Annotated in this window: 19 protein-coding genes; 7 read left to right on the top strand and 12 right to left on the bottom strand. The window is 71.1% G+C overall.

Annotated elements, in window-relative coordinates:
* Positions 1–74: 74 nt before the first annotated feature.
* Genes ACIA5G_RS21815 through rdgB form a run of 5 tightly spaced genes read left to right on the top strand, consistent with a single transcriptional unit; the run spans position 75 to position 3,731 of the window.
* A complete protein-coding gene (locus ACIA5G_RS21815; protein ID WP_395925866.1) occupies positions 75–725 on the top strand; it encodes a rhomboid family intramembrane serine protease in 651 nt (216 codons plus the stop codon).
* Positions 722–1,528, top strand: a complete 807-nt coding sequence (murI, locus tag ACIA5G_RS21810; RefSeq protein WP_395925864.1) for a glutamate racemase — start codon at positions 722–724, stop codon at positions 1,526–1,528. The genes ACIA5G_RS21815 and murI overlap by 4 nt, the downstream gene beginning before the upstream one ends.
* Before the next feature lie 30 nt (positions 1,529–1,558).
* Positions 1,559–2,326 carry an MBL fold metallo-hydrolase gene (locus ACIA5G_RS21805; RefSeq protein WP_395925862.1) on the top strand — a complete coding sequence of 256 codons (768 nt, stop codon included), beginning with the start codon at positions 1,559–1,561 and terminating at the stop codon, positions 2,324–2,326.
* Between the two features lie 23 nt (positions 2,327–2,349).
* Entirely contained in the window at positions 2,350–3,126 is a 777-nt protein-coding gene (rph, locus tag ACIA5G_RS21800; protein WP_155541338.1) for a ribonuclease PH, read from the top strand.
* On the top strand, positions 3,123–3,731 hold the full coding sequence (rdgB, locus tag ACIA5G_RS21795; RefSeq protein WP_395925859.1) for an RdgB/HAM1 family non-canonical purine NTP pyrophosphatase: 609 nt from the start codon (positions 3,123–3,125) through the stop codon (positions 3,729–3,731). Before rph ends, rdgB begins: the two co-directional genes overlap by 4 nt.
* Here rdgB and ACIA5G_RS21790 read toward each other — a convergent pair.
* From ACIA5G_RS21790 to ACIA5G_RS21765, 6 genes are all read right to left on the bottom strand, one after another.
* The gene (locus tag ACIA5G_RS21790) at positions 3,728–6,931 is read right to left on the bottom strand and encodes an NACHT domain-containing protein (RefSeq protein WP_395925856.1); all 3,204 of its coding nucleotides are present in this window, start codon (positions 6,929–6,931) and stop codon (positions 3,728–3,730) included. The two genes, rdgB and ACIA5G_RS21790, sit on opposite strands and share 4 nt — an antisense overlap.
* Positions 6,932–7,006: 75 nt before the next feature.
* The gene (locus tag ACIA5G_RS21785) at positions 7,007–7,471 is read right to left on the bottom strand and encodes a VOC family protein (protein WP_395925854.1); all 465 of its coding nucleotides are present in this window, start codon (positions 7,469–7,471) and stop codon (positions 7,007–7,009) included.
* Between the two features lie 33 nt (positions 7,472–7,504).
* Positions 7,505–8,059, bottom strand: a complete 555-nt coding sequence (locus ACIA5G_RS21780) for a hypothetical protein (RefSeq protein WP_395925852.1) — start codon at positions 8,057–8,059, stop codon at positions 7,505–7,507.
* Between the two features lie 53 nt (positions 8,060–8,112).
* Entirely contained in the window at positions 8,113–9,279 is a 1,167-nt protein-coding gene (locus ACIA5G_RS21775) for an ABC transporter permease (RefSeq protein WP_395925850.1), read from the bottom strand.
* The gene (locus ACIA5G_RS21770) at positions 9,276–9,947 is read right to left on the bottom strand and encodes an ABC transporter ATP-binding protein (protein ID WP_395925848.1); all 672 of its coding nucleotides are present in this window, start codon (positions 9,945–9,947) and stop codon (positions 9,276–9,278) included. Before ACIA5G_RS21770 ends, ACIA5G_RS21775 begins: the two co-directional genes overlap by 4 nt.
* Positions 9,944–10,996, bottom strand: coding sequence for a peptidoglycan-binding protein (locus ACIA5G_RS21765; RefSeq protein ID WP_395925846.1), 1,053 nt, complete (start codon positions 10,994–10,996; stop codon positions 9,944–9,946). Before ACIA5G_RS21765 ends, ACIA5G_RS21770 begins: the two co-directional genes overlap by 4 nt.
* 79 nt (positions 10,997–11,075) lie before the next feature.
* Between ACIA5G_RS21765 and ACIA5G_RS21760 the strand changes: the two genes are divergently transcribed.
* Together ACIA5G_RS21760 and ACIA5G_RS21755 are read left to right on the top strand one after the other, a co-directional pair.
* A complete protein-coding gene (locus tag ACIA5G_RS21760; RefSeq protein ID WP_395925844.1) occupies positions 11,076–11,774 on the top strand; it encodes a response regulator transcription factor in 699 nt (232 codons plus the stop codon).
* A complete protein-coding gene (locus tag ACIA5G_RS21755) occupies positions 11,764–13,524 on the top strand; it encodes a sensor histidine kinase (RefSeq protein ID WP_395925842.1) in 1,761 nt (586 codons plus the stop codon). Before ACIA5G_RS21760 ends, ACIA5G_RS21755 begins: the two co-directional genes overlap by 11 nt.
* On the opposite strand, the gene ACIA5G_RS21750 is transcribed toward ACIA5G_RS21755, so the two are convergent.
* The 6 genes from ACIA5G_RS21750 to ACIA5G_RS21725 all read right to left on the bottom strand — a co-directional run bounded on the left by ACIA5G_RS21750 (position 13,487) and on the right by ACIA5G_RS21725 (position 18,130).
* On the bottom strand, positions 13,487–14,491 hold the full coding sequence (locus ACIA5G_RS21750) for a trypsin-like serine peptidase (RefSeq protein ID WP_395925840.1): 1,005 nt from the start codon (positions 14,489–14,491) through the stop codon (positions 13,487–13,489). The two genes, ACIA5G_RS21755 and ACIA5G_RS21750, sit on opposite strands and share 38 nt — an antisense overlap.
* Before the next feature lie 76 nt (positions 14,492–14,567).
* A complete protein-coding gene (bcp, locus tag ACIA5G_RS21745) occupies positions 14,568–15,041 on the bottom strand; it encodes a thioredoxin-dependent thiol peroxidase (protein ID WP_395925838.1) in 474 nt (157 codons plus the stop codon).
* Positions 15,042–15,065: 24 nt separating this feature from the next.
* Positions 15,066–15,596, bottom strand: a complete 531-nt coding sequence (locus ACIA5G_RS21740; protein ID WP_395925836.1) for a hypothetical protein — start codon at positions 15,594–15,596, stop codon at positions 15,066–15,068.
* A 194-nt stretch (positions 15,597–15,790) separates the two neighbouring features.
* Entirely contained in the window at positions 15,791–15,973 is a 183-nt protein-coding gene (locus ACIA5G_RS21735) for a hypothetical protein (protein WP_395925834.1), read from the bottom strand.
* Positions 15,974–16,302: 329 nt separating this feature from the next.
* Positions 16,303–17,190: a hypothetical protein gene (locus ACIA5G_RS21730; protein ID WP_395925832.1), complete on the bottom strand. Its 888-nt coding sequence runs from the start codon at positions 17,188–17,190 to the stop codon at positions 16,303–16,305.
* Between the two features lie 49 nt (positions 17,191–17,239).
* Positions 17,240–18,130: an AraC family transcriptional regulator N-terminal domain-containing protein gene (locus ACIA5G_RS21725; RefSeq protein WP_395925830.1), complete on the bottom strand. Its 891-nt coding sequence runs from the start codon at positions 18,128–18,130 to the stop codon at positions 17,240–17,242.
* Positions 18,131–18,212: the final 82 nt, after the last annotated feature.

Below are 18,212 nucleotides of genomic sequence, written 5' to 3'. Positions count from 1 at the left end.
GGCACCGACAAAAACCCCGGATCAGGGATTTCACCCGAGGCGAGGCCGTCGATCACCGACGTAGCCTCGAAGGCGTGAGCACCTTGCCCGTGAACCCGGCCCCGGAAACCGACGCCGCCAAGCGCGTGCTGCCGTCCCGACCGAAGGCGGCCGCGCTCGTCGCGCTGTCGTTCACCCTGCTGCTGTACCTGGTCGAGCTGGTGGACGTGATCCTGCCCGGCGACCTGGACCAGGGCGGCATCCAGTCGCGGGCGCTGTCCGGCCTGGACGGCGTGCTGTTCGCGCCGGTCCTGCACGCCGGCTGGTCGCACCTGTTCGCGAACACGGTGCCCGTGCTGGTCTTCTCCTTCCTCGCGATGGCCGCCGGGATCGGCCGGTTCGCGCTGGTCACGGCCATCATCTGGGTGGTGTCCGGGCTCGGTGTGTGGCTGGTCGGGCCGTCCGACGCGGTCACCGTCGGCGCGTCGGGCCTGGCCTTCGGCTGGCTCGCCTACCTGCTGGTCCGGGGCATCTTCAACCGCGCGGCGGGCCAGATCCTGGTCGCCGTCGTCCTGCTCGGCGTGTGGAGCGGCATGCTCGCCGGGCTGCTGCCGGGCAACCCCGGCGTCTCCTGGCAGGGGCACCTGTTCGGCGCGCTGGCCGGGGTCCTCGCGGCCTGGCTGACCAGCCGCACCGGCAAGTCGAAGAAAACCGCTCCCGCGGCCCCGGGTAACCTCGGGGGGTGACCTCACCGTCGGCTGACGCCCCGATCGGCGTGTTCGATTCCGGCGTCGGCGGCCTGACGGTCGCGCGGGCGATCCTCGAGCAGCTGCCCGCCGAGCAGCTCCGGTACGTCGGCGACACGGCGCACAACCCGTACGGGCCGCTCCCCATCGCCACCGCCCGCCGCTACGCGCTCGCGGCCTTCGACGAGCTGGTCGAAAGCGGCGTGAAGGCGCTGGTCATCGCCTGCAACACCGCGTCCGCGGCCTGCCTGCGCGACGCGCGCGAGCGCTACGACGTCCCGGTGATCGAGGTCGTCCTGCCCGCCGCGCGCCGCGCCGTCGTCGCCACGCACACCGGCCGGGTCGGCGTGATCGGCACCGAGGGCACCGTGCGGTCGCGCGCCTACGAGGACGCGTTCGCCGCGGCGCCGGGCATCACGCTCACCAGCGTCGCCTGCCCGCGGTTCGTCGACTTCGTCGAGCGCGGCATCACCTCCGGCCGCCAGGTGCTCGGGCTCGCGCAGGGTTACCTCCAGCCGCTGCTCGACGCCGAGGTCGACACGCTCGTGCTCGGCTGCACGCACTACCCGCTCCTGCAGGGTGTGCTGCAGATCGTGATGGGCCAGGAGGTCACCCTCGTCTCGAGCGCCGAGGAAACCGCGAAGGACCTCGTGCGGGTGCTCACCGAGCGGGACCTGCTGACGACCAAGGACACCCCGCCGCGGCACGAGTTCCTCGCCACCGGCTCGGCCGAGCCGTTCACCAGGCTCGCCCAGCGGTTCATGGGCTTCGCCCCGGGTGTTCTCGCTCCCACCACCGCGTAACCGGCACAGCGGGCGGCTTAGGGTGGCGACGTGCGACTGACCATCCTCGGGTGCTCCGGCAGCATCCCCGGGCCGAACGCCGCCGCGTCGGGTTACCTGGTCGAGGCCGAGGGTTTCCTGCTCGGCCTCGAACTCGGCAACGGCACGCTGGCGCAGCTCCAGGCCGTGGCCGACCCGTTCGACCTGGACGCGCTGGTGCTCACGCACCTGCACCCCGACCACTGCGCCGACGTCAGCGCGCTCACCGTCCTGCGGCGCTACCACCCGGCGCCGCCGTACCCGGCGCGCCCGCGCCTGCTGCCGCTGTACGCGCCGCCGGACGCGCCGGTCCGGCTCGCGAACGCGTACGCGCCCAACGAGACCGAGCGGGCCGTCACCGACCTGTCCGACGTCTACGCCTTCCACCCGCTGCGGCCCGAGCCGTTCCGGATCGGGCCGTTCGAGGTGCTCGCGGTCGAGGTCGACCACCCGACGCCGGCGTTCGGCGTGCGCATCTCCTACGGCGGCCGGATCCTCGCGTTCACCGGCGACACCGGGCCGTGCCGGGCGCTGAACGAGCTCGCCGACGGTGTCGACCTGCTGCTCGCCGAGGCGTCCTGGACGGACTCGGCGGAGCGCCCGGCCGGCGTGCACCTGTCCGGCAAGCAGGCCGGCGAGCTGGCGCGCGACGCCGACGTCGGGCGGCTGCTGCTCACGCACATCGCGCCGTGGACGGACCCGGGTGCGGTGCTGGCCGAGGCCGCGGCCGAGTTCCCCGCGGCCGAGGTCGTCAAGCAGGGTGCCGTCTACGAGGTGTGAGCAGGCCGTCCTAGAGTGCTCACGTGGCTCGAAAAGATGGCAGGAACGACGACCAGCTCCGTGACATCAAGATCACCCGGGGGTTCCAGCAGTGGCCGGCGGGGTCGGTGCTGATCGAATTCGGCAACACGCGGGTGCTGTGCGCGGCGAGCGTCACCGAAGGGGTGCCGCGCTGGCGGGCCGGCTCCGGTCTCGGCTGGGTGACCGCCGAGTACGCGATGCTGCCGTCCGCGACCAACACGCGTGGTGACCGCGAGTCGGTGAAGGGCCGGATCGGCGGCCGCACGCACGAGATCTCCCGGCTGATCGGCCGTTCGCTGCGCGCCTGCATCGACCTGGCCGCGCTGGGCGAGAACACGATCGTCATCGACTGCGACGTCATCCAGGCCGACGGCGGCACCCGCACGGCCGCGGTGACGGGTGGGTACGTCGCGCTGGCGGACGCGATCACGTGGCTGGGCGCGGCGAACCGGCTCAACGACCCGCAGCCGCTGTCGTCGTCGGTGGCCGCGGTGAGCGTCGGCGTGGTCGACGGCCGGGTGCGCCTCGACCTGCCGTACGAAGAGGACTCGCGTGCCGAGGTCGACATGAACGTGGTGGCGACGGACGCGGGCACGCTCATCGAGGTCCAGGGCACCGGCGAGGGCGCGACCTTCGCGCGGTCCACTTTGGACAAGATGCTGGACCTGGCGCAGGCGGGCTGCGAGGAGCTGACGCGCCTGCAGAACGAGGCGCTGGCGCTGCCGTACCCCGGCGAGCTGCCGGAGCCGCGTCCGGACAAGAAGAAGGGCTCGAAGTGACGAAGCTGCTTCTGGCCACGCGCAACGAGAAGAAGCTCGGGGAGCTGCGGCGGATTCTTCTTGCCGAGGGGATTTCCGGCATCGAGGTGCTCGGGCTCGCGGACGTCCCTTCGTTTCCGGAGGCGCCCGAGACCGCACCGGACTTCGAGGGCAACGCGGTCGCGAAGGCGCGTGACGCGGTGGCCGCTTGTGGTTTGCCGGCCATCGCCGACGACTCGGGTATCGCGATCGACGCGCTGAACGGCATGCCGGGTGTGTTGTCGGCTCGCTGGTCCGGTCGTCACGGTGACGATGAGGCGAACCTGAACCTGGTTCTGGGCCAGCTCGGGGATGTTCCGGACGAGCGCCGCGGGGCGCAGTTCGTCTGCGCGGCGGCTTTGGTGCTGGCGTCCGGCGAGGAGACGGTGGTCCGCGGCGAGTGGCGCGGAACCATGGTGCGCTCGCGGCGCGGGACGAACGGCTTCGGGTACGACCCGATCTTCCAGCCGGACGGCGAGTCGCGGACGTCGGCGGAGATGGAGCCGGCGGAGAAGGACGCGGTTTCCCACCGGGGGCGGGCTTTGCGGGCGCTGCTGCCGGCGTTGCGGGAGCTGGCGGAGGGCTAGACAGACGGGATCAGGGTGACGTCAGGGCCGAGGTTCTCCAAGCCGAAGTACTTCACATCTTGAGTGAAGACTTTGATCGTGAGGTCGGCCAGTGGGCTCAGGTCCACGGGATCTTCGATGCTGTTCAGGTGCAGTGTGCGCAAATTTGTCATCGAAGCAAGCTCTTGAACGTTGAGAGAGGCAAAATCCGTTATCGTTAGCTGATTAATTCGCAGGTTGTTCAGCGGCTCCAGGCTGTCCAGAAGGACGTCGTTTAGTTCTAGCTTCCGAACGTTTGGGAACGTGTGTGCTACGGCCGCCCCGGATATCGGCCTCGGCGACTCCTGGTATCCGCTCGACACGAGTACCGAAGTCGATGCGTCGAGTTGGACATTGCCGCTGAACGTCCGGTCGGTGCAGTCCCAAAGCTTCACGCTTCGGAGCTTGCTGAGTGCGGCAAGCGCGTCGATACCGTTGATCTGGTGCAGCTGATCGATGTTCAGCTCTTCGAGTTGAGCGAGCTTCCCGAGGGATTCGATACTCTTCCATGGCGAAGTTCGGAACATGGTCAATGATTTTAGGGAGGGAACTCTGCTCAAGCTGCCGAGGTTTTTGTAGCGATGGGCAAAGTACAGTGATGCACGCTCGATTTCCCCCTGTCCGGTAAGGGGAGTTACGTCGATGGTTGATTCTTCGGAAAAATACAGGGCGAGGAATCGGATATGGGGGACGAAATCGAGGAGACTGAGACTCGTTTGTTCTTCTGCGCGAGTAAGTGTTGCATAAACTCGATTCAAATTCTTGAGTTTGCGAAGATGGGGAAGTATGCGGGCGGACAAGACTGTCACGGACCCGCTCTCCAGAGGGGAGTCCGCGAGCACTTCTGTGGCGAACTGATCGGGGTCGAAGTACTGCCAGGCTCGGGACAGCTGGAACTGGACGGATTCCCGGGGGTCCTGAGCATAGTTTCGCAGCAGTGCCAAGGCGTCGTTTCCCGCAGTAAGCGCCGCGGCCCTTACCGAGGCTGCCGCGACGGAGTCCGACAAGCCGTCCAGGCTTTCCGGCAGATACCTCAGCACGCGCTGTCCGATCGAGGCCAATGACCTGGTCTCACGGAGACTCCGCGGGGGAACGAGGCGATCCTTGATCACCGCCTCGACGCGGTCGATGACCTCCGGGGCGGCATTGCTGACCGTCTCCAGGCACGCCGCAGCCAGCAGCCGCAAGTGGCGAGCGTATCGCGGTTCCTCGTCGGCGCGGTCCAGGATGCCCCGAAGTAGCTTCCCGGCCTGATGGTGCTTCGCGTGGCCGCACGCCATCACGATCGTCTCCCACCACGTGTCAAGGTGGGCTCGGTCGATCAGCGTTTCCAGGTGGTCCTGCTCGGTCGCCTCGTTCGCGGCCAGGCACTCCTGGAACGTCCGGTGCACGAAGTCCACGTGGCCGCGCACGGGCTCGCGCAGGACGCCGCTGCGTTCGAGCAGGTGTTTGAGCACCTCGTCCGGTGTGTGGTCGACGTGCGGCAGCGAGGGCAGCCGTCGGGCGATGTGCTCGCGTGCGCGGTCCTTCGGCAGCTCCACCTTCGAGGCCAGGGAGAGGCGCCATGCCAGGTCGCCGAGGAGGAGCTGTTTTTGTGCCTCCGTCAGGATCACGCCGATCCTGCGCTCCGCGTCACGCATGTGGAGCAGCATCGACAACGCCTTGCGGTACAGGTCCATCCGGTCGCGTGGCAGCTCGGACCGGTGAGCCAGGTTCAGCGCACACAGCATGGCGCACAGCAGCGGGCTCGCGGCCAGCGTTCGCAAGTGCGGCCGGCCGTCGAGCTGGTTGAGCAGGCGTCGTTGCACCGCGGGGAGGTCAGTGTCCGGCCGAACCGTCCCGCCGGCAGCCGCCGCCTTGTGCCAGCGGCTGACCAGCGCCTCGATGTCGTCGGCGCTCATCGAGTCCAGCAGGACGCAGTCGAATCCTTCCTGAGCCAGCCAGCGTTGGTCGGCCGCGGCGGTGCGGGACGTGACCACAAAGAGGGTGCCCTCGAAGGCCAGTGACAGCTCGCGCAGCCAGGCCTTGACCTCGCGGCGATGGTTGGCGCCGACTTCGTCGACCCCGTCGACCAGGACCATTGCCCGACCTGCTTCGAGGACCCGGCGGGCCCAGCCCTCCGGCGAGGCCAGCACTGGTGCGATGTGCCGGATGAACTCCTCTGGACGTGGCAAGGGCTCGGCGGCGAAGCTGCGCAACCGGATCGGGAACGGCACGCGGCCGTTCCAGTCGGCGAGTTTCCCGGTGAAGCCGCAACGGGCTGCTGTCACCGCGAGCCAGTCCAGCAGTGTCGTCTTGCCGGAGCCGGCCTCGCCGCGCACGAGAATGCGGGTTGCGCCGCCGAGTGCGGTCTCGACGCGCATGTTCGCGCTGCTCGCCTGGCTCTGCCGCTTCTCGAACCACAGCTCGTCCATTCGGCGATCGGGCCGCCGCTGTTCGCCTTCGAGGGAGACGCTCAGACTCAGGTAGGCGACCGTCAGCGGTAGGGCAGGCTGGTCATCCATCGTCAGGCCGAGCAGCTCAAGCCGGTCCAAATTGTTTGCGAGCAAGCGTAGGTAGGTCGCTTCGAACTCGGCATCACGGTCGACGCCCTCAGGTGCCGCGAGGCTTGTCTTCGGCACCCGCGCCAGCAGCTCCTCCAGTTGGTCGCTCTGCCTGCTCAGCCGCCCCAGTACCTCGGCCAGCGCCCGAGGCTGGAACGACGGCAGATGCCGGACCACCTGCACGAGGTGGCGGCACGCCTGGTCCAACGCCAGCTCGTACAGCGCCGCCACCTTGGGGGCGAAGAGCCGGTCAGCGGCCAAGTCCGGGAGCTCGCCTCGGATCTTCCTGGCCAGCTGCTCCGGGTCCGCGTCCGTAGCCAGGAAGGCCTCGTCCGACAGGTCAGCCCTGGTCAGCGCGTCCTCGACGGCCAGGAAGGCCGCGTCGATCTCGTTCTGGGGCAGCGTTGCGAACCGATCTGCCAAGACCTGTTCCAACTGCTCGGCCACCTGCGTGCCGATGTTCTGGACGAGGTTTTCCAGCTTGCGCCGCTCGAGCGGGCCCTTCAGCTCCCCGGCAGCGAGGCCGGCCAGGTCGTCCGAGCGCTCGGATGCTGCCTTGCGGCGTGACAACCAGGACTTCGCCGCGTATGAAGCGATCTGCCCGCCGAGCTTCAGTGCCGGGCCTTCCAGGCTCGTCAATGCGTCCTCCCACCCTCAGACCGCCGGATGTTGCCGGGCGAACGGAGCAAGGACAAGCCTGCAAGCGGGTGGAACCTAAACCCCGGCAACATCCGGGGTGACGGCGTGCGGCGCGCCCGCATCAACCTGCGTTGCGACGTCTCGGGTCCACAGCTCCACCACGTGCCCATCAGGATCCGTCACGTACGCGGAACGCTGGCCGGGCGCGGCCGGGTCGTCGCCGAAATACACCTCGTCGACCTGGACTCCCCGCGCGCGAGCCCGGGCCACCGCCGCGTCGTAGTCCTCTTCGGCCACCGTCATCGCGAAGTGGACGTGCGCTCCCGGGCGCGCGCCCGCGATGCCGGTGAACGGCTTCCAGAGCCCGATCCTCGTCCGGTCGCCGGACTGGACCCAGATGGCTTCGCGGCCCTTCCACGCCGGGCCTTCCCAGCGCAGCACCACCGGCAGGCCGAGCACTTCGGTGTAGAAGCGTTCGGACGCCTCGAGGTCACGGGCTTCCAGCACCAGTTCGGTGACGCCCTTCGTCAAGTCGGTCATGACGCCATGCTGAGACCTCCAGCATTGTGGAGGTCAAGAGTGCTGCTTGTCACTCGGGCCGAGGATCGCCACTTCGCAGTCGTGCTCGATCTTGTCCGCGTTCGGGGGCTGGGAGTCGCTCGAATACGTCCACGGGGACTCGTCGTTGTCCGGGGTCTCCACCACGTGCATGCCCTGGTCGTTCATGCACTGCACCCACTTGTGCATGTTGTCCTGGTACGCCGGGTTGTCGCGGTCCATGCCCCACGGCAGCAGCGGCAGCTTCGACCGGCACGAGTCACCCGCGTCCTTGTGGTCGGCGCTCCACTTCTCCGCGCCCGCGATGCTGTTCGGCTGCGTGTCGACGTCCGCGCCGTGGTCCTTCATGCACGTGCGCCACGGCTCGATCAGGCGGTTGGACTCCTCCGCCGTCTCGTCGACGCGGTGGCGGGGGCGGCCGCCGTCCGCGTCCGTCGACGGCGGGGCCGATGCCGAGGCTGCCGAAGAAGGCGTGGACAGCGATGCCACCTGCGGCGCCGCCGGCGGCGGGGACGAACACGCGGCCAGGCCCAGGGCCAGCGCGGGGAGGAACAGCCAACGAAGTGCCATGGCACGAGCATGACCGGCGCTTTTCAGGAACTCGTCAGCACGCCGTGAGCGACTCATGCCAGCGCCTGGGTCGGCGGCATCCGCGCCGCGCGCAGTGACGGGTGCAGCCCCGCCAGCATCCCGACGACGAGCGCCCCGAGCACTCCGCCCGCCACGGCCGCACCGGGGATCACCGGCGGCCACCCCTGGTACGTCACGTATCCCAGCGTCACCAAGACTCCCAGCACCGTCCCGGCGAAGCCGCCGAGGCCCGACAGCGCCACCGCTTCGGTGAGGAACTGGTCGCGGATCTGTCCGCGGGTCGCCCCCAAAGCGCGGCGCAGGCCGATTTCGCGACGGCGTTCCAGCACCGAGACGAACATCGTGTTCGCCACGCCGACCCCGCCGACCAGCAGCGCCACTCCGGCCAAGCCCAGGAACAGCGCCGAGAACGTCGTCTGCGTCGCCTGTTTCGCCGCCAACGCGTCCGACGGCCGCGACACCTGCACCAACCCTGGCAACGAGGGGTTCAGCGTCGCCGGCAGCACCGCGCGGACGTCGTTGATCGCGTCCTCGCGTGCTTTCACGTAGACGACCGTCGGGTGCCCGTCAAAACCGAGGAACCGCTTCGCCGAGTCCCACCCGACCAGCACGGCGCGCTCGACGTCCGGGGCCAGCGGCATCGGCGCGAGCACGCCGGTGACCGTGTACCAGGTCGTCCCGATCAGCACCACCGGCGGCGGCTGCCCGGGCACCACGCGCGGGATGCCGAGCCGGGACGCGGCGACGTACCCGAGGGTCACCACCGGCAGGTCCGAGGCGTCGACAAACCGTCCTGATTGGACACTGCCGTTCAACGCCGGCAGCAGGCCGGGTGACGCGGCGAGCACCGAAAGCCCCGACCCGTCTTGCGGATCAACGCGATCGGACCGCCGGACGACGGCGTGCGTGTTCGCGACGGCCGCCGCCGTGGTCACCGGCCCGATCCGCCGCACGCTGCCCACCGCCGACTCCGGCAGCACCACCGGCGGGGTCTGGTTCGGCTGCGGTTCGGCGCGCAGCATGTTCGTGCCGAGCGCGGTCAACCGGTCCAGCAGCGCCGCCTGGCTCGACGCCGGGATGCCGGTGACCACGATCATCGTCGCGATGCCCAGGGCGATCCCGAGCGCGGACAGCACCGCCCGCAGCGGCCGGGTCCGGATCCCGAGCAGACCCACGCCGAGCACGTCGGCGGGCGTCACGCGGAGTCCCGCACGATCCGGCCGTCGCGGAACTCGACACGCCGGGGCAGCCGGGCCGCGATGTCCCGGTCGTGCGTGATGACGGCGATCGTGGTGCCTTCGGCGTGCAGCCCGGTCAGCAGGTCCAGCACGGCCTCGCCGTTCGCCGTGTCCAGCGCGCCGGTCGGCTCGTCGGCCAGCACCAGCGCCGGGTGGTTGACCACGGCCCGCGCGATCGCGACGCGCTGGCGTTCCCCACCGGACAGCTCGTGCGGCCGGTGGGCGACGCGGTGCGCGAGCCCGACCCGGCCCAGCGCGTCGAGGGCCATCGGCCGGCGCTGCCGGCGCGGCACCCCCGCGTACAGCAGCCCGGTGGCGACGTTGTCCACTGCGGACAGTCCGTCGGTGAGGTGGAACTGCTGGAACACGAACCCGAGCCGGCGGCCGCGCAGCGCGGACACCTGCCGGTCGGACAACGTCGTGACGTCGTCGCCGCGCAAGGACACCGTTCCCGACGTGGGCCGGTCGAGCGTGCCGGCGATGTGCAGCAACGTCGACTTCCCGGACCCGGACGGGCCGGTGATCGCCAGCAGCTCACCCTCGGACACCGTCAAGGTGACGTCGTCGAGCGCGACGACGTCACCGGGATAACGCTTGCTCACCCCGCGCAGGGCCAGGACCGGCGTCACGACGTCGTCACCACACGAAGGCCTTCGGTGATCCCCGCGCCGCTGACCTCGACCAGGTCGCGCGCGAACATCCCGGTCTTGACCGGCTTCAACGTCCCGTCCGGCAGCTGCACGGCGTACCCGCCTTCGCGCAACGCCAGCAGCGCGCCGACCGGCACCGCGAGCACCCCGGTGTGCGTCTCGGTCGCGATCCGCACCTCCACCGCCGCCGAATCGAGGTCCGCGACGGACTTCGGGTCGTCCGGCGTGACCGTGACGTTCACCTTGGGCGGCCCCTGCGGCCCGCCTTCCGGCGTGCCCGTCACGTCCGCGCTCACCGACGTCACCTCGGCCGGGACCGCCGTCCCCTCCGGCCGGACCACCGACACCGGCGCCCCGGTCTTGATCGCCGCGACGTCCGAAGCGGACACCGGCGCGAGCACCACCTTCGTCGTGGCGCTGACCGTCAGCAGCGGTTCCGCGACCGGGTCGCCGGGTTGCGCGGTCACCGAGTTGACCCGCACCGGCCCGGGCAGCACCACGACCTGGCCGACGTCGAGGGTGCCCGTTTCGTCGAGTCCGGCCTTCTTCTGCCACTTCTTGAGGACGTCGGCGAAGGTGAACGCCTTCGGGTGACCCACTTTGTAGCCGAGGGCGGTCAGGTTCGCGGCGACCACGGCGACGTCCGGCCCGGTGAGGTCCGGGTTGTCGAGCTTCCGGAACAGCGGGGTGTCGCCGAAGAACACCGGGACTGCCCGGCCGTCCACTGAGTACAGTGCCTTGCCGCGCTGGGCGACGTCGCCGACCGAAGGCAGCTTCGTCACGGTCCCGGATCCCGTGCCCTTCACCGGTGCCGGCGTGCCGAACCCGAGGGTGCCGGTGAACGACTGCGTGTTCGCCAGGTCGGTCTTCCGCACGGCGACGGTCGTGACGGCGGGCGGCGGCGCGGCGGGGGCGGCCGTCCCGCGGCCGTGGTCGATGACGACGAACGCCGTGACACCCAGCGCGACGACCACCGCGAAGGCGGCGACGGCCCACCCCGGCCGGCCACCCGATCGGGTCGTTCTCATGGCGTCACGCTCGCAGCGGAATGTCAGGGACCGGTCAGGAAACCGTGGTCTTCCGGTAGCCGCGCTTAAACTCGGGATCATGTGCGCCCACATCGTGCTGGCCGAGGACGACGCCAAACAGGCCGAACTCGTCCGGCGTTACCTCGAGCGGGAGCGGCACACCGTGGTCGTGGTGGCGGACGGCGCGGCCGCGCTGGACCTGGTCCGCCGGCACCCGCCGGACCTGCTCGTGCTCGACGTGATGCTGCCCGGGATGGACGGCCTCCGGATCTGCCGCGCCGTGCGGGCCGAGTCCGGCCTGCCGGTACTCATGCTCACCGCGCGGTCCACAGAGGACGATCTGCTCGCCGGTCTCGACCTCGGCGCCGACGACTACGTCACCAAGCCGTTCAGCCCGCGCGAGCTGATGGCCCGGATCCGGACGCTGCTGCGGCGCGCGGCCCCGGCACGTCCGAGCCAAGACGGTGTCACGCGGGTCGGCACGCTGACCGTCGACCCGGTGCGGCACGAGGTGACCGTCGACGGCCGCGCGATCGACTGCACACCGGGCGAGTTCGGCCTGCTGGAGCTGATGGCGGCCCAGCCCGACCGGGTGTTCAGCCGCGGCCAGCTGCTGGAGCACCTGCACGGCTTCGACCGCTACATCACCCAGCGCGCGATCGACGTGCACGTGATGAACCTGCGCAAGAAGATCGAGGCGCAGCCGCGGCGCCCGGCGCGGCTGCTCACCGTTTACGGCGTCGGCTACAAGCTGACCGCGGGCGCCGATGCGCCGTAGCCTCCTCCTGCGGTTGTTCGTGCTGTCCGCGCTGGTCGCGGTGGCCTCGATCGCCGCGACCGCGTGGCTCGCCGCGCGCACGACGTCCGGCGCCATCCAGCAGGAGCAGGGCCAGGCGCTGGCCGACGACGGGAACATCTACCGCGGGCTGCTGAAGTACGCCGCGACCCACCCGAACTGGCGTGACGTCGCCGACCAGCTGCGCGGCACCGCCGCGACCACCGGCCGCCGCATCGCGCTCACGTTGACCGACGGCACCCCGGTCGCCGACTCGGCCACCGACGGCCGGCCGCTGCCGCTGCGGCCGTCGATCGTCGTCGACCCGCTGTCGGTCGACTCGGGGCTCGGCCAGGCCACCACCGCCGACCGGATCGACCCGGACGCCGTCGGCCCGTACGCGCTCTCCACCGAGGACCGGTCGCGGCTCGACGTGCTCGCCCAGCGGGTGCTGCGGTGTGTGCAGGGCCGCTCGGGGGTCGGCACGGTCGAGACCTCGCCGGGCGGGCACCCGCGGATCGAGGGCGCCGACCCGTTTGTGCTGTCCTCCTGCAACGGCAGTGTGCTCAGCCTGCCGACGAAGACCGAGCAAGTGGCGCTGGACCAGCTGTCCACCCTGGTCAACGCCTGCCTCAACCGCGGGCCCGAGGCGAAGCCGCTCGCCCAGGTCCAGGTGCTGCTCGACTTCACCTGGGCGCGCAAGGGCGTGCAGAGCGCCGAGTCCGAGCAGGCCGTGCAGGCGTGCCTGACCGCGGCGCGCCGGGAGCAGCTGACGCCGTACGTCTCGCCGGCCGCGTCGCTCTACCTCACCGCGCCGGGCGGTGAGCCACCCGCGGGGTTCACGCTGTCGCCGGAGAACAAGGTCCGGCTCTTCCAGGTCGCGGGCGGCATCCTGCTGCTGACGCTGCTGGTCACGGTGTTCGGCGGGCTCCGGCTGATCCGGCCGCTGCGAGCCCTTACCGGCGCGGCGCAACGGCTGGAGGCGGGCGAGGCCGGCGCGCAGGTGAAGGTGCGCGGCCGCGACGAGATCGCCCGGCTCGGCACCGCGTTCAACGCCATGTCCGCCAGCCGGGAGCGCCTGGAGGAGACGCGCAAGGCGATGGTCAGCGACATCGCGCACGAGCTGCGCACCCCGCTGAGCAACATCCGCGGCTGGCTGGAGGCAACGCAGGACGGCGTCAGCACACTCGACGACGAGCTCATCGACTCGCTGCTCGAAGAGGCCGTCCACCTGCAGCACATCGTCGACGACCTGCAGGACCTGGCGCTCGCCGACGCCGGCGCGCTGCGGCTGCACCCGGAGCCGGTCGACGCGGCGCACCTGCTGGCCCAGGTCGCCGCGGCGCACCGGCCGGCGGGCGTCTCGCTCTCGGTCGAAACGCCCGCCGCCCTCGAGGTGACCGCCGACCCGGTGCGGCTGCGCCAGGCCGTCGGCAACCTGGTGTCCAACGCCGTCCGGCACACCCCCGAGGGCGGTTCGGTGCTGCTGCGCGGCCGCCGGGAGGGCGACGACGTCGTCATCGAAGTCGCCGACACCGGCGCCGGGATCAGCGCCGAGGACCTGCCGCACGTGTTCGACCGGTTCTGGCGCGCCGACAAGGCCCGCACCCGCGGCACCGGCGGCAGCGGGCTCGGGCTGGCCATCGTCCGGAAGCTCGCGGAAGCCCACGGCGGGACGGCGACCGCGGCCTCCGTGCCCGGTCAGGGCGCGACGTTCACGCTGCGGCTGCCCGCTGATAGAGCGGCTGGGTGACCGCCGTCGTGAACTGCGGGCCGAAGAGGTACCGCGTGCAGTCCGGCGTCTGGTCGAGGCAGAGCGAGCCGTCGGCGTGCAGGTACCAGCCCTGGGTGTTGACGCCGACCACCACGCCGTAGCCGGTCTTCGGCGAGAACGACGTCAGCCTCGGGCCACCGCTGGAGCCGCCGCCCATGTCGCACGGCACCCCCCACTGGCCGCGTGGCATTTCGACCTCGTCGTTGCCGGGGTTCTCCTTCGGTGTGCCCCAGCAGTGCGCGACGCGCTGTCCGGTGAACTCCGGGCGGCCCTGGTGACCGGGTTGTTTCGCGGCCCGCGGGTAACCGAACTCCTGCGCCGGCAGGGTGCCGGGCAGGCCGATGCCGAGCGGCTGCGCGGCCTTCGTGACGTCGGCGGCGCGCCGGCCGTGCTCGTCGGGGTTGAGCACGAGGAACGCCTGGTCGTGGTCGTTCTGCTGGTCGTCGGCGACCCAGGTGGTGTCGGCGAACGCGGTGCGCGCGACGAACGAGCCGTACGGCCGGGTGTGGTCGCGGAACCCGGGGACGAACAGCACCTTGTCCGTCCACTGTGGATCGTTGCCGATCAGGTCCATGCCGTGCACGCAGTGCCCGGCGGTGGCGATCGTGCTGCGGTTGGCCGCCGCGACGAGTGTCGCGGTGCAGCTTTCGTCCTCACCGCGGTCGACGAAGAACAGCCGGCCGATCGTGCGGTCGACCGCGGTGCCGGCCGGGAACCCGGCGCCGTCCGGGCCGTCGGCCGGCGGTGCGCCCGGTGCCGACGGACCGGTCGGCATCGCGGCGATGCGCTCCGGCGTCCAGTAGTCGAGGACGGCCTGGCGCTCGGCGGACGACACCGCGAGATCGTGGGCGACGACGGTGTCGGCCGCCTGCGCGGGTGTCGCCCCGAGTGTCGCCGCCGCCAGTGCGGCGGCGGCGAGCACGAGGGTTTTCTTCGCCTGGAACAAGACTTCCTCCCTTTCGTAGCCCAGGCAGCGTCGCGAAAGGGTGTGGGGAACCGGTGAGCGAGTGGTCAGGCGATGATCAGGAGGCCACACCGAGGTCGCGGATCAGCTTGGCCACGTGCCCGGTTGCGCGCACGTTGTAGAAGGCGTGGGCGATCTTGCCTTCCGGGTCGACGACGAAGGTCGAGCGGATGACGCCCAGGTAGGTCTTGCCGTAGTTCTTCTTCTCGCCGTACGCGCCCCAGGCCTCGATGACCGTCTTCTCCGGGTCGCCCAGCATCGGGAACGTCAGCTTCTCGTGCTCGACGAACTTCGCGAGCTTCGCCTGCTTGTCCGGCGAAACGCCGATGACCTGGTAGCCGGCGTCGTTCAGCTCGGCCAGGTTGTCGCGGAAGTCGCAGGCCTGCTTCGTGCAGCCCGGGGTGCTTGCCGCCGGGTAGAAGTACACGACGACGGACTGGCCGCGGAAGTCGCGCAGCGACACCTCCTTGCCCTCGCTGTCGGGCAGGGTGAGGTCCGGGGCGTCGTCACCGGGGGAAAGGCGCTCGGTCATGCCTCCGAGCCTAACCGCGGCGGATCAGGCGGGACCGCAGTAGGTGACCGCCACGGCCTCGTTCGCGCTCGGCCGGATCTGCAGCCGCAGCTGTGTCGGCTCCTGCGGCACCGCGAAGGCCAGCGTGACGAGCACCGAGCGACCCGGCGGCACGTCCTTGCCGGCGTCGGTGATGCCGGTGAAGCCCTGGGTGGTGTCCACGACCTGCTTGACCGCGGAGCCCGCGGTGGTGGCGCTGACGGTGAGGCCGGAGAGCTTGTACGTCGTCGCGCCGTTGTTGGTCAGCTGGACGTCGAAGGCCGCGCCGCGCGGGCTCTGCGGGTACGCCGACGGGCCGGGCTTGAACGACTTGGGCGCGCCGACCGAGAGGGTGAGGCCGCTGGCGAACCGGTGGTCGGCGCCGAACTTGAGGTCGTGGCCGGCCTGCGCCGCACTGGCGCCGCCGCCCGCGCCGAGCGCCGCGGTGCCTTCCTGCGCCGCCGGGACCCCGCACGCCACCGCCAGGGAAAGCAGTCCTGTGGTGAACATGATCTTGCACGTGCGCGCGAGCGCCATCGCGGGTACTCCAGTCGGCGATTCGGGGGGTGCCGTTCGGCATCGGGGACGTGCCGGGCGAACCCGCTCCACTCTGGCCGTGATCGCGCGTGGTTACGAGGCGCGACGGCCGGTTGTCGCGCACCTGGTGCCGCCCCGTGGCCGATCCGTGACCGGAACGGCACGGGTGGTGACAATCACCGCCGACATGCCACTTAAACCGCGAGCGCGAACAACACGATGAAGATCGCCACCCCGACCGCCCACGCGGCCATCAGCCAGCCGAAATCGCGCACCGGATCCACCGCGCGGCTCTCTTCGCCGGGCACGTAGACGCCGCGTCCTTCGAACCAGTCGGCCCAGCGGGCGAGCCACCGCAACGGGTTCCGTGACGACATGGCTCACCTCCGGGTGCGGGCTTCTCCGTCACCCTACGGGTTCGCCGCCGCCGACCGGAAGGCGCGTGATGATCAGGAGATTCGTCCCGATCTCCGGCTCGCTGAGCCGGGTGCCCGCGCGAGCTGGACACGGGTGCGCCCCGGCCGGCCGGGGGCCGGCGGGCCGGGGTGGCACTTCGAGTGGTCCGGTCCTGCGGCGGCCGTGCCGTTCGTGGTCCCGGATCGGTGACGTCGTGGGCGGCGCCGGCCGGTTCGCTCACCGGCGGCTAGCTGAAGTCCCACGGTCGAGTGAACCTCGGCGTGATCGATGTAGAAGCTTTTGCGGCGGCTCAGAGGCGTCCGTTGTGCTTCAGGATCGAGACCGCGCTGACCGTCGCGTAGCCCCGCCATTCGAGCGACGCGGCCGGCGAGAAGCTCGCGAAGTCGACGCGCCAGCCGCCGTCGTCCTGCTGCTCCCCGGCCAGCCGCTGCAGTTCCGCGTTGATGACGTCGTCCTTGAACAACGCCCGGGCCGGGCGGTCCGGCAGCGGCGCGAAGTCCAGGGCGCGCAGGGTTTCGCCGTCCGAGCCGCCGGCCACCGCGACCAGGCCGTCGGGCGGGAGGAACGTGGCCAGGTGGTCCAGCAGGCCGGCCGCCTCCGCGTGGAGGTCGTGGGCCGCGTCCACGAACCGGACCGCGAACGACAATGCGATCGCGTGCGGCGCCTCGGTGAGCTCGCGGATGGCGCCGAAGCAGTACCGCGTCGCCGCAGCCAGCCACGGGTGTTCGCGCACCGCCCGGTCGTGGCGGGCGACGCGCAGCGCGACACCGGCGGCGAACGCGGTGCTCTGCAGGGTCGCCACTTCGGGATCGGCTTGGGCCCAGAAGGGCGCGCAGCCGGCGGGATCCGCCACCGGCAGGGCGAAGGGCAGGCCGCCGTCCGGGAGGGACGCCGAAGCCAGCCAGTCGCACAGCTGTACCGCGTGGGGCGTGGTGTCCGGGCCGATCTCTTCGAACACCTCGAAGGCGTGCAGGGCGCCGCCGGGCTGGCTCTCCGGCGCGCGCAGGTCCGGTTCGAGACCCCAGCCGTAACCGCCGTCCGGATTGCGGTAGCCGTCGACGGCGGCCAGCACCGCGTCCGTGGTCGTTCCGCCGCTGAGCAGCTCGAAGCGGCGGCGGTCGAGGAGGCGGGCGTGCGTCGCCATGAACGACGCCGCCGCGGGAAGGTTCACCGGCATGCGCCCAGCGTCGCACCGGCCGGGACGGAGTTCTTGAACGGATCGGCCCTCAGGGCAGCTGCGCGGCCGGGGCGGTGGCCGCGCGCAGCCGGGCCGCGTCCGCGCCGGGCGGCGCGCCGAAGAGCCGGCGGTACTCGCGGTTGAACTGCGACGGGCTGTCGTAGCCGACAAGGTGCCCGACCCCGGCGACGTCCCCCGCGTCCGCCAGCAGCAGCGAACGGGCCTCCTGCAGGCGGATGCGCTTCTGGAACTGCAGCGGGCTCATCGCCGTCACCGCGCGGAAGTGCCGGTGGAGCGCGGACGGGCTCATCCCGGTCAGCCGCGCGAGCTCGTCGATCCGCATCGGCTCGGCGTAGTTGTCGCGGATCCAGCGGATCGCCCGGCCGACGTGGGCCAGCCCGCTGTCGGCCAGGCCGATCTGGCGGACCAGGCCGCCGTGCGGGCCGGTCAACAGCCGCCAGAGGATCTCGCGTTCGATCAGCGGGGCCAGCACGGGCGCGTCCGCCGGGTGGTCCAGCAGCCGCAGCAGCCGGACCGCCGCGTCGAGCAGCTCGGGACCGGCGTCCCCGGTCGCGATCGGGGACGCCGGTGGGGTGCGCGACCACCGGCCGGGTGGCGCCTCCAGCAGCAGCGGGGCGATGGCCGCGGGCCGCAGGGCCAGGCCCAGGCCGAGCGACGGCGTCGACGGTGTCGCGCCGAGGAAGCGGCCGGTCACCGGCAGGTCGGTGCTGACCAGCAGGTACTGGCCGGCCCGGTACTCGTGCACCTGGTCACCCAGCAGCAGGCGCTTGCCGCCCTGGGCCAGCACGACCAGCAGCGGCTCGGCCAGCGAGTGGTGCGGCTCGCTCGTCTCGACCCGGGACAGCAGCAGGCCCGGCACCCGGGTGCGCAGGTCGCCGCGAGCGTGGGTGGTGATCAGGGCGCGGATTTCGTCGAGCACCGCACCAGGAAAGCATCCGCGGGTGGCGGTGGCAACCAAGGTTGCGCGGATCGTGCAAGAGCCGGCGACGATCGATCTACCG

Origin of the sequence: Amycolatopsis sp. NPDC051758 (assembly GCF_044453095.1) — a bacterium.
Lineage (GTDB): Bacteria > Actinomycetota > Actinomycetes > Mycobacteriales > Pseudonocardiaceae > Amycolatopsis.
The sequence above is the reverse complement of the archived record's forward strand: the minus strand, read 5'-3'. Positions and strand labels throughout refer to the sequence as shown.